This is a genomic window from Myxosarcina sp. GI1 (genome assembly GCF_000756305.1).
In the GTDB taxonomy this organism is placed as follows: domain Bacteria; phylum Cyanobacteriota; class Cyanobacteriia; order Cyanobacteriales; family Xenococcaceae; genus Myxosarcina.
In genome coordinates this window covers 285,985-299,487 of record NZ_JRFE01000014.1, presented here as the reverse complement: position 1 = coordinate 299,487, position 13,503 = coordinate 285,985, and the positions used below count along the sequence as shown (strand labels likewise).

13 protein-coding genes are annotated in these 13,503 nt (G+C 38.9%); 9 read left to right on the top strand and 4 right to left on the bottom strand.

All coding sequences use genetic code 11. The features are described from left to right. Positions 1–69: 69 nt before the first annotated feature. Positions 70–1,185 (bottom strand): RNA polymerase sigma factor RpoD, encoded by a 1,116-nt coding sequence (gene rpoD, locus KV40_RS08260; RefSeq protein WP_036479833.1) that lies wholly within the window; start codon positions 1,183–1,185, stop codon positions 70–72. A 519-nt stretch (positions 1,186–1,704) separates the two neighbouring features. Here rpoD and KV40_RS08255 point away from each other — a divergent pair. The 6 genes from KV40_RS08255 (at position 1,705) to KV40_RS08230 (ending at position 6,697) form a co-directional block, all read left to right on the top strand. After that, a complete protein-coding gene (locus KV40_RS08255) occupies positions 1,705–2,556 on the top strand; it encodes a hypothetical protein (protein ID WP_036479830.1) in 852 nt (283 codons plus the stop codon). Positions 2,557–2,653: 97 nt separating this feature from the next. Beyond that, positions 2,654–3,130: a carboxypeptidase-like regulatory domain-containing protein gene (locus KV40_RS08250; RefSeq protein WP_036479825.1), complete on the top strand. Its 477-nt coding sequence runs from the start codon at positions 2,654–2,656 to the stop codon at positions 3,128–3,130. A 28-nt stretch (positions 3,131–3,158) separates the two neighbouring features. After that, positions 3,159–3,827 (top strand): cobalt transporter CbiM, encoded by a 669-nt coding sequence (gene cbiM, locus KV40_RS08245; RefSeq protein ID WP_036479822.1) that lies wholly within the window; start codon positions 3,159–3,161, stop codon positions 3,825–3,827. Positions 3,828–3,848: 21 nt separating this feature from the next. Further along, positions 3,849–4,631: a cobalt ECF transporter T component CbiQ gene (cbiQ, locus tag KV40_RS08240; protein ID WP_036479819.1), complete on the top strand. Its 783-nt coding sequence runs from the start codon at positions 3,849–3,851 to the stop codon at positions 4,629–4,631. Positions 4,632–4,668: 37 nt separating this feature from the next. Next, entirely contained in the window at positions 4,669–5,442 is a 774-nt protein-coding gene (locus KV40_RS08235) for an energy-coupling factor ABC transporter ATP-binding protein (protein WP_036479815.1), read from the top strand. Between the two features lie 175 nt (positions 5,443–5,617). Further along, a complete protein-coding gene (locus KV40_RS08230; protein WP_036479812.1) occupies positions 5,618–6,697 on the top strand; it encodes a RuBisCO accumulation factor 1 in 1,080 nt (359 codons plus the stop codon). Between the two features lie 117 nt (positions 6,698–6,814). Here the strand turns inward: KV40_RS08230 and KV40_RS08225 are convergent, their stop codons facing one another. From KV40_RS08225 to ctpA, 3 genes are all read right to left on the bottom strand, one after another. Continuing rightward, complete coding sequence (locus KV40_RS08225) at positions 6,815–8,191, bottom strand: hypothetical protein (protein ID WP_052055470.1); 1,377 nt, start codon at positions 8,189–8,191, stop codon at positions 6,815–6,817. Between the two features lie 224 nt (positions 8,192–8,415). Next, positions 8,416–8,793 carry a DUF1499 domain-containing protein gene (locus KV40_RS08220; RefSeq protein ID WP_036479809.1) on the bottom strand — a complete coding sequence of 126 codons (378 nt, stop codon included), beginning with the start codon at positions 8,791–8,793 and terminating at the stop codon, positions 8,416–8,418. 13 nt (positions 8,794–8,806) lie between these two features. Next, a complete protein-coding gene (gene ctpA, locus KV40_RS08215) occupies positions 8,807–10,036 on the bottom strand; it encodes a carboxyl-terminal processing protease CtpA (RefSeq protein WP_036479806.1) in 1,230 nt (409 codons plus the stop codon). Positions 10,037–10,486: 450 nt separating this feature from the next. On the opposite strand from ctpA, the gene petB reads away from it, so the two are divergent. From petB to KV40_RS08200, 3 genes are all read left to right on the top strand, one after another. Beyond that, a complete protein-coding gene (petB, locus tag KV40_RS08210; RefSeq protein WP_036479803.1) occupies positions 10,487–11,155 on the top strand; it encodes a cytochrome b6 in 669 nt (222 codons plus the stop codon). A gap of 165 nt (positions 11,156–11,320) precedes the next feature. After that, a complete protein-coding gene (gene petD, locus KV40_RS08205) occupies positions 11,321–11,803 on the top strand; it encodes a cytochrome b6-f complex subunit IV (RefSeq protein WP_036479801.1) in 483 nt (160 codons plus the stop codon). 194 nt (positions 11,804–11,997) lie between these two features. After that, complete coding sequence (locus KV40_RS08200; RefSeq protein ID WP_036479798.1) at positions 11,998–13,467, top strand: pitrilysin family protein; 1,470 nt, start codon at positions 11,998–12,000, stop codon at positions 13,465–13,467. Positions 13,468–13,503: the final 36 nt, after the last annotated feature.

Genomic DNA, 13,503 nt, shown 5'->3' with positions numbered 1-13,503 from the left:
GCTACGATGGATTGCCAAATACCTTCTTGCTACAGTATGGGCAAGGCAATGCCTTGCCCCTGGTTTTTATTAACGAATGTATTCTTTAAGAATACTATTGCGGTTGGGATGACGCAGTTTACGCAAAGCTTTAGCCTCAATTTGGCGAATGCGTTCGCGAGTAACGTTAAAAATTTGACCGATTTCTTCTAAAGTCTTCATGCGACCGTTATCTAAACCGTAACGCAAACGTAAAACATCTCGTTCGCGGGGGCTGAGAGTATCTAAGACGTTTTCTAAATCTTCTCTCAACAAACTTTTGGATACTTCATCTTCTGGAGTTTCGCCGTCAGCTTCGATAAAATCGCCCAAACGAGAATCTTCTTCTTTACCGATGGGAGTTTCTAAAGAAATTGGTAATTGAGCCGATTTAGCGATAAATCTTAGCTTCTCGATGGTCATTTCCATGCTGGTGGCAATTTCTTCTTCTGTGGGTTTGCGTCCCATTTCTTGCGAGAGCAGCTTGGTGGTTTTTTTGATGCGAGAGATAGTTTCGTAAAGGTGAACGGGGAGGCGAATAGTTCGAGACTGATCGGCGATCGCTCTAGTAATTGCCTGTCTGATCCACCAAGTAGCATAAGTAGAGAATTTATAACCTTTTTCGTGGTCGAATTTCTCGGCGGCGCGGATCAAGCCTAATGAACCTTCTTGAATCAAATCCTGAAACGATAAACCGCGATTCATGTATTTTTTAGCGATCGATACAACCAAACGTAAGTTGGACTGTACCATTTTGTCTTTGGCTCTTCTACCGATGAATAGGCGGCGGCGGAACTGCCGAATATTCATATCGACTTCTTGCGCCCACTCGTCGTCGCTAATTTCTCTTTCTAAAGTTGTTTCTATATTTTCTCTTATTCTTTCTAGTTCTAATAAATCGGCAATTTGACGGGCTAACTCAATTTCTTCTTCGGCTCTTAACAGTCTAATACGACCAATTTCTTGTAAATAAATACGAATAGAATCTTCCGTATATGGTTTTTTTCTGCCTCGTTCGGCACGGCGGGTAGCGGTTTTTTTCTTTTTCCCTTTGGCTGGCTTAATTTCTACTTCGTCTTTGGCTTTACTGGTATCTTGTTCGATTAGACTTTCCCAATCGTTTCCAGGAAGTGCGATTGTTGCTAAAACTTGATTAGCCTGAGTCATACCGTTTTCCTCTTGCTCCTTCAGTGAAAAATTAACTATATTTATTCGAGCGAATGAACTAGGTTGTATTTAGTTATACCTTTTTCAAATTGTTTTGTCTTTAGCTGTAATTGTATGCAGGCGTATTTACGCAAACCATACTTCATTCAGCTTGCTGACTACGTAAATTTACTAGTCAGTAATATCTACTATAAATCGGCGATTATTTTCCGATTTTAGCCTCGATTGACAGAAGTTTGGTAAAGTTTTGACCGAAATTACTGGGTAATATCGAGCAAATTGTGAAGAAACTTAAAAGTTTGCTTTTATTTGCTTCCCTTTGGCATTGTAAGCAATTTGGTAAAAAATAACACGTCGTCAATTTTATCATCTCTCTTTAGGTAGAATAGCAAAGCCTGAAAAGCTTAAATAAAAAGAAAAAAGCGCAAAAATGCCCTCTAGGGGTATTGAAAACAAAACTTAAAATTCATTATTAATAAAAAGGTAGTAGTCAAATGAATTTTTGCCATATACGAGGTTATGAAAAAAAATCGAGCAGTTTATGGAGTTATGGCTATGGCGATAGCTTCAGGAGCTATTGGCGGTTACGAGCGGCAGAGTCTCGCCCAAACGGAAGCAGAAACTTCAAGTCAAGGAACTCTTAGCTTGGTTGCCAATGGAGAAGATTTCGTCCGTCAGGGTTTTGTGACTAAAGATGGTTGGCAAATTGATTTTGATCGTGTCTACGTCAGTATGACAGAAGCAAATGCTTATCAATCAGAACCAGCTTACGAACCAGAAACAGGAGACACTGTTAATGATATTAGTTACCAAGAAACAGTTTCCTTATTAGACTCCCCTCAAATTATAGACTTAGCTGCAGGAGAAGCTGATGCCGAACCAATTTTGGTTAAGAAAGTTAACGCTCCTACAGGTTTTTATAATGCAGTAGCCTGGACGCTGGCTCCTGCTGGCGCGGAGACTGCCATATCAGGGCAAACCATAGTCCTACAGGGTACGGCTACTAAAGATGACGAAACCATTAACTTCGATCTTGGCTTCAATACTCCTTTAAAATACGTCTGCGGTGAATTTGTTGGTGAAGAACGAAAAGGCTTTGTGGAAGTAGACAATACAGCCGAAGTAGAAGCTACTTTTCACTTCGATCATATTTTTGGCGATAGTGAAACTCCTGCTGACGATGCTTTGAACCAAGATGCACTGGGATTTCAGCCTTTAGCCGATTTGGCAGAGGGAAATACTCTCAATATCAACCAGGATGCTCTAGCAACCGAACTGAGTTCCGAAAATTATCAAAAATTAACCGAAGCGATCGCAGGTTTGGGTCACGTAGGTGAAGGACACTGTGCGATAAGCAGTAGTAATGAATGAGAAACAAACAACAACTTACCTTTATATACACGGCATTTCTGAAAAATTACTCAGAAAAATCAAATTTTATGATTTATTTTTTTATGACTAAAGTTTTATGAATAAATGGTATTTTTTAATTTCTTTATTTTTACTTTCTTTGTCACCAAAACCAGTTCTAGCTCACGGAGCGCAGATTGAATATCGAGAAACTTCTGCGATAACCATTAGAGCTACTTATGATGACGGTACGCCAATGGCAAATGCTCAGGTGGTAATTTATGCACCCAACGAACCTGCCACCCCCTGGCTTAAGGGTATGACCGATTCTGAGGGAAATTTTACCTTTGTTCCCGACCGAAAAAATACTGGTGAGTGGGATGTTAAAGTACGTCAATCGGGACACGGTGATATTACCAGCATTCCGATCGCAGATAAAACATCGTCAGCCAATGTTTCCCAGACGCAAATGTCAGCTAACCAATCTAGCGAAGGCAATTATACCTCAGCCCAGAAACTAGTGATGGCAGTAGTAGGCGTTTGGGGCTTTATCGGTACGGCTTTATTCTTTTCTCGTAAAAATACTCAAAACTAGAGCATGAAAATTACGATTCCCTTGTCTGATGCACATTCCTGACGGTTTTGTTCCCCCTGGTATTTGTTTGGCTGGTTATGGAATTTCTGGCGGTATTACCTGGTACTGTTTGCGCAAAATTAGTCGCGATCGCGCCACTCAAGCCAATATCCCCAAAGCATCTTTATTGACGGCAGCTTTTTTTGTGGCTTCCTTAATTCATATTCCCGTACCACCGAGCAGTATTCATCTCGTTCTCAATGGCATAGTAGGGATAATTTTGGGGTACTATGCCTTTCTTGCCATCCTGATCGGTTTATTTTTTCAGGCGGTAATGTTTCAACACGGCGGTTTATCTACTTTGGGGGTCAATGCAATAATTATGGGTTTGCCCGCGATTTTTGCCTATTATTTATTTCATTGGCGCAATCGCCTCCAGGGTAATAAACAACTACTAACGGCAGTTTTGTCTTTTGGTGCTGGTGCGAGTGCCGTGTTATTGTCTGCTAGTATGTTTGCATTTTTATTAATTACTACTATTTCTCCAGATATAGATGCGGATACTGAAAAAAAAGCAATTCTGTTATCTTTAACGGGCTATAGCATTCAAGCAGCGATCGAAGGTGTATTTACTTTAATGTTAATTTCTTTTCTCGAACGAGTTAAACCCGAATTACTCCGTTCGTCAGAGTACGATGGTCGCTCGATACATAAATAACATGACATAAATAAATAATTTATGAAATTAGTTCTAGATCGCTACGCCTATTTAGACTCTCCCTTACATCGCTGGCAGCAAAGCTATAAAATGGTAGCTTTATTTGGTTTGATCTTTGCTTTTGCCTTTATTCAAAATCTGGCTTTATTACCAGCAGCAATTATAATAACTTCAATTATTTTTAAACTTTCTAAGCTGCCTTTTTCTTTTTTACTATCTCGCCTGCGTTATCCTAGCTGGTTTATTCTAGCAGTAGTAATTTTGCTGCCTTTTGTAGCTGGAGAAACGATAATTTTTCGTTGGGGATACTTAGTAGTTAGAGAAGAAGGATGTCAGGATGCTCTATTGATTTCTGTACGCTTTTTTTGCATTTTAACTATTAGTTTAGTGCTGTTTGGCACGGCACCATTTTTAGATAGTATAAAAGCTGCGCGATCGCTGGGATTATCTAAAATAATAGTTGACATGACTTTACTGGCATATCGTTATTTAGAAGAATTGGGAGAAATGCTGACAACAATGCAGCGAGCGATAAAATTAAGAGGATTTCAACCCAAAAATTTTAATCGGCGCAATTTGAGAATTTTTGCTCAATTAACTGGCAGTATATTAATCCGAAGTTACGAACGTTCCTTGCGGGTTTATCAAGCAATGATCTTGAGGGGATATGGCAATCGGAAAGCGATCGGCAATAGCCGAAAAAGCAACATTACCGAAAATTTATATAGCTTTTGGGCGACAGTAATAACTTTGATTATTGCTATATTTTTTATGACAATGTCGATATATTTACCTACAACTTAACCAAAAGTAACTTTAAAGACTAGTTTCAAATAACTAAATGAAAGACTTAATCCCGACTGCTTCTTTACCAACTATTAAAACTACCGCTATTGCTCTCGATAATGTAGGTTTTGGCTACAGTAAAGAAAGGCAAACTTTAACCGACATAAATCTAAAAATAACTTCAGGAGAAACTGTAGGAGCGATCGGTGCTAACGGCGCGGGAAAAACCAGCTTGTTTTTAACTATTTGCGGTATTTTAAATCCTAGTTATGGAACTATTAAACTATTCGATCGCCCGATTCAGTCAGGACAGTTTAATCCAGAAATAGGTTTGGTTTTTCAAAATCCCGACGATCAGTTATTTTGTCCGACAGTAAGAGACGATATTGCTTTTGGTTTGGAAAACATTGGTTTGTCTTCTAGAGAAATAGATAAGCGCATTGAAGAAGCATTAGCTCTAACAGGAGTTTCTCACTTAGTAGATCGCATTCCCCATCATCTTTCAGGGGGAGAAAAATGTATGGTAGCGATCGCCGCAGTTATTGCTATGCTGCCGCAAATTGTACTTTACGACGAACCCAGTGCAAATTTGGATTTAAGAGCGAGAAGAAGACTGATCGAATTTTTACAAACATCTCAAGAAACAGCAATTATCGCTTCTCACGATTTAGAATTAATTTTGGAAGTATGCGATCGCGTAATTTTACTCGATCGAGGACGAATTGTTGCCGATGGAATTCCCAGCGAAGTCATGAGAAATAAATCCTTGATGGAAGTAAATGGTTTGGAAGTTCCCCATTCGTTGACCCATTATCACCGAGATTCATAGCTTTTAGCGGTTAGCCATTAGCTTGGTTTATCGGTTTTTATGTTGATTTTTAACGGGGGTCAGAGCAACCTAAATAGCTAATAGCTTCAAGATAAATACAATGCTGGAAAGTAGAAAGTTTGTATCTGGTACTTAGTTAATGTCAAAATTGCTGTAAGACTAAAGAATAGACGAAATGAATAATTCACCGCAAAACGAGTCAGTACAGCTTGACGATGCTACGGCTAGAGAATTAATGCGATCGCTACTGCATAAAGAAGGTACTTGGATCGACTGGGGCAAAAACTGTCAGACCTTACAAAAGTCTGGTTATAGTCCTCAAGTAATTTTTGAAGAGACGGGCTTTCAAGCCAGCCAGCAAAACCTGATTATTGTTGCGGCTCAAGTTTACGATACTCTGGTAAAATCTGGCGTAAATGAAAAAGTATTAGCTTACTTTCGCGGACCTAGAAGCGACGTTTTATATGAATTCCGCGTTCTCAGTCAACAGCAAAGAACTGCTGCTGGCTTACTTGCTTACGATAAACAGTTAGACGTAGACGAAGCTCATCAGGTAGCTAGAGTTATTCAAGATGTGTCTCGTTTGTCTCAGCTACCAGAAGCTTTTACCAACCATCCAGGGGATTGGGTAGCTTATACAAATTGGAAACGAGCGCGTCAGAAAAAAGATTTACAAGAGCGATCGCGCCTGATTGCCAAAGGACTAAAATTTGCTCATTCACCAACTGCGAGAGCGGAAATAGAAAAGCTATTAAGCGATTTTACCGTAGTTTCGGCAGCCACCGCACCCTTACTACCTCTCTACCGTTTAGAACTAGAAGAAGAATTACCCCGTATCGTTCCTTTAGTAGGAACTTATCCCCTAACTCGCCAAGCAATAGAGACAGTAGGTTCTGTAGAAGTTCGAGAACCATTTGCTCATATTAAAGTTAATGAGGGGACTTTTGTTCCCGTTCCTGGATGGCAGGCAGTACTAAAAGCAAGCGATCCCGTAGCTTATTTGTGTTCGAGCGATCGCCTGCCTAAATTCTTGACGACAACAGAAGAAGTATTGGTCATTGTCGATCGTGCCAGTCGAGAATGGGATATTAACAGCTACTTTCTAGTAGAGGTAGAGGGCAATATAGAACTGCGATGGTTAGAAGCCGAACCTAGTAATTCTGACTCAATAATCGGTCAGCTTGTTGTAGTCCTGCGTCCCAAAAAAATTCTCGATGAAAATAATCTGCTCGAACCTTGGCAAATGGATGACTGACACCCCAGAGAAACAGTAAAAGCAGTGAAAACAATGAAATCAGAAACTTTCTACTTTTCTTGATGTTTGACTAGTATGATTCATACTTTACTTTATACAAGTAGGAAATATTGTCATTCAATTCTTTTTCTCTAGTTTTTCTTCGAAATATTCTTCATATTTTTTAAACACGTATTCACCAGGAATATCTTGTTTAAATTCTTTAGGAAGACGATAATTATCCACTGTATATTCATTTCTAATAATTGAAATTAATTGATATGGTACTAGCCATTTTTCTAATAATTTTAATAGCTTACTAAAATCGTAATATGATTTTTTGTGCCTATTCATCAATCCTATATATTGAATTAGACTGGCATAAGTTTTAGGTTCTCTACTTGCTTGAGGAACTTCAATAATAGGTGCTAGTTTTTCAAAGGCTTCAAAATTTTCTATTACCATACCTACTAGTTCTTGAGAATCTCGTAAATCTCTACCCTTGAGACAATCGATAATATCCGACACTGCTTTTAATACAGAATAGTCAGCAAGTTTATATTGTTTAAATAGACGCAGTAATTTTAAACCGAATTCGTGTTCTGCAATTAGATTGATTTCTTTGATATAGCACTGTAATGCAACTTTTCCTTCTTCAGTATTTAGTAAAGGTAAAATTTCGGTTACTTTTTCTTCGACTTTATCTAGAAACTCTTGCCGATCGATGTTTTCGGTTAAATTTTCTACTACAAAATTATAAAGTTTTTGCTGTTTATAACTACGAAAGCGTAACTCGGTTTGTTCTATTCGTAAAAAGCTTTTTTGGGTGACAATTCCAGCTTTTAATAGCTGTGCGCTGTTGTTTAAAATTTGATATTCAATATCTTTTTTGTTTAAAGCAATTTTAATCCGAACAAACATCAAAAATTCTTTATTATCGAATTTATCATTATCAAGTTTTGCTAGTTTTTCTCCAATTGCTGATAGTTCTTCTAGAGATTTATTGTGTCTAAAAGCTACACCTGTAGGAACTTGCGGTTTACCATATTTGTCACGAAAATAATTTATATATTTTCTGATAAAGCTTTGTTCTCCCCAGATAAAAGAACGTCCACCATATTTAACAATTGGAAAAGCACCGACGCTTAACATAGCGGCAATACTAATTAATACGTATGTTGGAAGAGAGCCATCAGATTCTTCAGCAACATAATTTTTAGCTGGTTTGGAGTCTAACTGTTCTTTTAAATTTAAATTTTTCTGCTCTGAATTATTTTCTTTTAAATTCTTATGGTCGTTTTGCGCTTCTTTTTTTTGCTCGTCTTTTTTCTGCGGCGACTCCTCTTTTTCTAATTCTTCTAAGAGTCGATTGCGTTCGTTTGCTTTATCATTAATTTCATTAAGCTGTTCGATTAATTGATCGGGTGACAGTTGAGCGTTAATAGGGATATTAATGCTAAAAGTTGAAAGCGGTACGGCAATAAAAAAAAGTAATTTTAGATAAAAGCTAGACATTATATGAGGTATACCCAAACTCAATTGATGAATTTAGAGTACCCACACAATAAAAAGAATTTACTAATACAAATCGCTTTAACCATTTAGTATTTGCTTTTTGTGAATTGAGCTAATTTACCTACTTAAGCTCCGCAATGAAAAAAATGGCGATTTTTGGGATTGAAATTGTATTTTATTGCAAGTTTTCTTATTATTGTTTTGCTAATGTCTATTACTTGAATTTATGACAACTTAGCTCTAATTTCTTCTACTCGCTTGCGATTTACTCCTAAATCCGATTTACCCAAGCGGGAAGCCGAACGAACGTGAACTACATTGGCAGCTTCATCGCGATAAAACTCGACATCGTCAACAAATCCCATTAGCTTGCTTTGGAATTCTGCATACAGATAATTGTCAGTTTCTTCAACAATAGTCGTTTTGTCCATGCTTTCAACGACTTGTTTAATCTCGGAAATTGACGCTAATGGTAAAGGGTCAATTTTGGCTGGTTTTTCATCACTCTGACTATTAACGCAATTAGGTGTGTCGGGGCAAGCAGCTAATTTGCCGTTGGTTACTCCCAAGTTGTCTGGTTTGGTTCCTGTAAAGTTAAACATCAATACTATCTCCTTATGAAGCTTTGGCGATCGCAGTATGGTCGTTCAACAACTCAATCGCTTTTTGATATTGTAAATCTGCTTCGGTACCAATTTGAGCAAAACTAATTGGTTCTTGTTCTACTACCCAGTCTGGCAAGATTCCTAGTTTGTTAATATCTTTATGATTGGGAGTTTCATATTTGGCTACCGTTACTGCCAATCCCGCACCGTCTGGTAATTCAAACAAAGATTGAATCAAACCTTTACCAAAAGTTTTTTGCCCTACTAACAACGCTCTGTCGTTATCCTGAAGTGCGCCCGCTAAAATTTCACTCGCACTAGCCGTTCCTTGATTGACTAATACAATTAAAGGCTCGTTGGTTAAAATTTCACGATTGGATACAAAACTACCCAAAGCCCCCTGACGGTTGACAGTATAGACAATAGTGCTATCTTCCAACCACATTTTGGCAATTTCTACTCCTGCTTGTAACAAACCGCCTGGATTATTTCTCAAGTCAAGGATATAAGCTTCTGCTCCTTCTTGCTCTAGCTTACTGACACCGTGAGCGATTTCTTTAGCAGCGTTGGCACTAAACTGATTGAGGCGCACGTAACCAATAGGAGTGTCGGTATGAGTATCTAAAGTAATATAGACAGGATTGAGAGCGATGCGATCGCGCACCAGTTTAACCGTTCGCACCTGAGAATCTGACTGTACTCTTAGAGAAACTTCAGTTCCTATCTGACCTCGCATTCTTGATGCGGCTTCATCTAAAGTCAAAGTTTTGGTGCTAACCCCGTCAATTTCTAAAATGAGATCTTTGGGTTTGATTCCCGCAGCTTCAGCAGGAGAACCTGCCAGGGGCGATACTACCTCAATTAATTTAGTTTCTGAGTCGAGATTGATTTGCAGTCCTACTCCCGATAGTTCGCCAGAAGTATTTACCTGCAAACTGCGATACTGGTCTGGTCTAAGAAGTCTGGTAAAGGGATCGTCGAGACGAGACAGCATTTCTTCAATTGCTTCATAAGTCTCATCGCGATCGCGCAAGGGTTTTTTGACGAATTCCTGGCGCATCAGCCACCAGTTTTGATGATTGAAAGTGGCATCTATATAAGCCTGGTTGACAATTCTCCAAGATTGTAATAGTAATTTTTGTTCTTCAGTAAACGCCGCAGCCGCAGGAGTAAACCAAATAAGAGAAAAACTCAGCCAAATACATACCAGTAAAGTGACCCAGAAAGCTTTTTTGACCATTAATTAGATAATCGAATTTTGTTTATCTTATTAATTTAACGATTCTTTTTCAATTGTTACCACCACACCCATAGAGATAAACGCTAAAATGTTTAGTGTTTTTGAGACAGAGCAAATAACCGAACTAAAATATAACGTATAATACATTCTGAGAAAAAAGCACCGCAGCGTAAAGCTATGTTAAATTTCTAATAGGGAACTATACTTTTTTCGGTTTTAGTTCTTCTGCGGACTCAAACAACAAAAACATACGTTAGTACGAATTTGCGTGTAGCCTACAGGCACAAAGCTTTAACGTACTAAAAATTTATACCTCAACCAACAAACGTAGATTACTTTGCTCTCATAAAGCAAATTTCTGCGCTCGAAGTCTCAAGGACTTTGTTTGGTTAGTTCGGTAAAAAAAAGATTATCCATACATTATTTTTGTTAGCTAATTAAACAAGCTTCATGTTTTCTAAACAAGTAACTGACTCAAAGCCCTTTCAGTGGTTTGAAGACCGTCTAGAAATTCAGGCGATCTCTGATGACGTAACTAGCAAATACGTACCACCCCACGTTAATATCTTTTATTGCCTTGGTGGAATTACCCTGGTTTGCTTCCTCGTCCAGTTTGCTACTGGATTTTGCATGACTTTTTATTACAAACCTACTGTAACCGACGCTTTTGCTTCGGTGCAGTATTTAATGAATGAAGTAAACTTTGGCTGGTTGATTCGTTCCATTCATCGCTGGTCTGCCAGTATGATGGTTCTGATGATGATCCTGCATACTTTCCGTGTTTATCTTACTGGTGGTTTTAAGAAACCACGCGAACTAACCTGGATCACTGGAGTAATTATGGCGGTACTTACCGTAAGCTTTGGTGTTACTGGTTATTCTCTGCCTTGGGATCAAATTGGTTACTGGGCGGTGAAAATCGTTTCTGGAGTTCCCGCAGCAATTCCCATTGTCGGCGACCAGATGGTAGAACTTTTGAGAGGTGGTACCAGCGTCGGTCAAGCTACTTTAACTCGCTTCTATAGCTTACACACCTTCGTTCTGCCCTGGTTGATCGCAGTATTCATGCTGCTACATTTCTTAATGATTCGCAAACAAGGTATTTCTGGTCCTTTGTAAGCCAGATTTGTCTGACTAAATAAAGATTGGCTCTTGTCCAAACTCGATCGGGAAGAAGATTGCACTATAAAATCAATTATTCTTCCCCAGATAAATTAACTTAACTCTGAGGGCAGTCTGTCGTTTTTGGCTTCTGCCACTTCAGAGTATTAAAAGGAGAAAACTATGTCCACATTGAAAAAGCCCGATTTAACCGATCCAGCTTTACGCGCTAAGTTAGCCAAAGGCATGGGTCACAACTACTACGGCGAACCAGCTTGGCCTAATGACCTGTTGTACACCTTCCCCATTGTAATTTTGGGAACTATCAGCTTGATAGTGTGTCTGGCAGTTTTAGATCCAGCTATCGTCGGCGAACCTGCAAATCCCTTCGCTACTCCTCTGGAAATTTTACCTGAATGGTATTTATACCCAGTATTCCAAATTTTACGGGTACTACCTAACAAACTATTAGGTATTGCCGCTCAAGGTGCTGTACCTTTGGGCTTAATATTAGTTCCTTTTATAGAGAACGTTAATAAGTTTCAAAATCCATTCCGTCGTCCCGTAGCTACTACCATATTTCTATTTGGTACTTTGGTAACTATTTGGTTGGGAATTGGTGCTACTTATCCTATCGACGAGTCTTTGACTCTTGGCTTATTTTAAGCACATCGAACTAACCTTAAATTATTAAATTGGCAACGCTTGCGTTTGACTTTGGTTGGGTTTTAGAACATCCGATTGAAGCGATCGCAAGCGTTAGTTTTTTAGAAAAAAGAAATTATATTAGTTCATGCCTTGATTTTTTTTGCCAAAATGAGGAGAAATCATAGCTTATATTTGACTGTTATCGCTAAAGAATGAAAGTAAAACAAATAAAGAAAATAGTAAGCTGGCTGTCTATAGTGGCGATCGCTAGTATAGTAATCTTTGGGCTAAGACAACCTGCAACTGCTCAACTAGAGCCAAAACACTATACAGAATTAGAATTCCCACCGCTTCCCGAAGTCGAACTACCAGAATACGAACGCTATCAGTTAGATAACGGCATGGTAGTTTATCTCGTTGAAGATCGGGATTTACCTTTGGTTAAAGGGACGGCAATTATTAGAACTGGTTCGCGTTACGAACCCTCAGACAAAGTTGGATTGGCATCAATTACTGGTACGCTAATGCGTAGCGGTGGAACGGAAAGTCACCCGGCAGAAGAATTAAATTTGCTTTTAGAACAGAAAGCCGCCAGCGTCGAAACAGGTATTGGTACGACTTCGGGCAATGCTAGCTTTAATACCCTAACTGAAGATTTAGATACGGTATTTCCGCTTTTTGCCGAAATAATTCGCCAACCTGCATTTGCACCCGCAAAATTAAATCTGGCGATCTCCCAAAATAAAGGACAGATTGCTCGTCGTAATGACGATCCCGATAGTATTGCCGAGCGCGAGTTTGATAAATTGGTTTACGGTGCCAATAGTCCCTATGCTCGCACCGTTGAATATCAAACTTTAAACAATATTACCCGTGAGGATGTAGTCAATTTTTATCAACAGTATATTCGCCCCGACAGCATAATTCTAGGCATCGTTGGTGATTTTGATTCTGAAGCTATAAAAACCAAAATTACCGAAGCATTTGGCGATTGGAATCCTACTTCAGAACTACCTCCTTTAGAGGTTCCCAATGCCACACAAGAATTTAGCGACGGTTTATTTTTGGTAGATCGTCCTCAACTAACACAAAGTAACGTTTTAATCGGTCATCTTGGAGGTAAATTCAAGAATCCCGACTACCCCGTTCTCAGCGTGTTAAATGGGGTGCTAAATGGCTTTGGCGGACGTTTGTTTGATGAGGTGCGATCGCGTCAAGGGTTAGCCTATAGCATCTATGGCTACTGGAATCCCAATTATGACTATGACGGTACCTTTGTCGCTGGAGGACAAACTCAATCAAATACTACCGTACCCTTTATCAAATCGGTCTTAGGAGAAATCGAACAGTTACGCACTACACCTATTACCGAAGCTGAATTATCTAATGCCAAAGAATCAATTCTCAATTCTTTCGTGTTTAACTTTCAAACTCCCGATGCCACTCTATCGCGGTTAATGCGTTACGAATATTTTGGCTATCCTGAAGACTTTATTTTTCAGTATCAAGATGGGGTTAAGAATACGACAGTTGAAGATATTCAAAGGGTTGCCAAAGAACATTTGCATCCAGAAAAAATGGTTACTTTAGTTGTTGGAAATTCCCAGGCGATTGAACCACCTCTTACAAGTTTGAATCGAGAAATAGAGACTGTAGATATTTCTATTCCCCAACCCTCTTAAATTTAGATTATTTGCTAGCGATCGCCGATAATGACT

Coding starts and splice junctions, on each gene's coding strand:
- rpoD (WP_036479833.1), bottom strand. CDS start 1,185: ATGACTCAGGCTAATCAAGTTTTAGCAACAATCGCACTTCCTGGAAAC.
- KV40_RS08255 (WP_036479830.1), top strand. CDS start 1,705: ATGAAAAAAAATCGAGCAGTTTATGGAGTTATGGCTATGGCGATAGCT.
- KV40_RS08250 (WP_036479825.1), top strand. CDS start 2,654: ATGAATAAATGGTATTTTTTAATTTCTTTATTTTTACTTTCTTTGTCA.
- cbiM (WP_036479822.1), top strand. CDS start 3,159: ATGCACATTCCTGACGGTTTTGTTCCCCCTGGTATTTGTTTGGCTGGT.
- cbiQ (WP_036479819.1), top strand. CDS start 3,849: ATGAAATTAGTTCTAGATCGCTACGCCTATTTAGACTCTCCCTTACAT.
- KV40_RS08235 (WP_036479815.1), top strand. CDS start 4,669: ATGAAAGACTTAATCCCGACTGCTTCTTTACCAACTATTAAAACTACC.
- KV40_RS08230 (WP_036479812.1), top strand. CDS start 5,618: ATGAATAATTCACCGCAAAACGAGTCAGTACAGCTTGACGATGCTACG.
- KV40_RS08225 (WP_052055470.1), bottom strand. CDS start 8,191: ATGTCTAGCTTTTATCTAAAATTACTTTTTTTTATTGCCGTACCGCTT.
- KV40_RS08220 (WP_036479809.1), bottom strand. CDS start 8,793: ATGTTTAACTTTACAGGAACCAAACCAGACAACTTGGGAGTAACCAAC.
- ctpA (WP_036479806.1), bottom strand. CDS start 10,036: ATGGTCAAAAAAGCTTTCTGGGTCACTTTACTGGTATGTATTTGGCTG.
- petB (WP_036479803.1), top strand. CDS start 10,487: ATGTTTTCTAAACAAGTAACTGACTCAAAGCCCTTTCAGTGGTTTGAA.
- petD (WP_036479801.1), top strand. CDS start 11,321: ATGTCCACATTGAAAAAGCCCGATTTAACCGATCCAGCTTTACGCGCT.
- KV40_RS08200 (WP_036479798.1), top strand. CDS start 11,998: ATGAAAGTAAAACAAATAAAGAAAATAGTAAGCTGGCTGTCTATAGTG.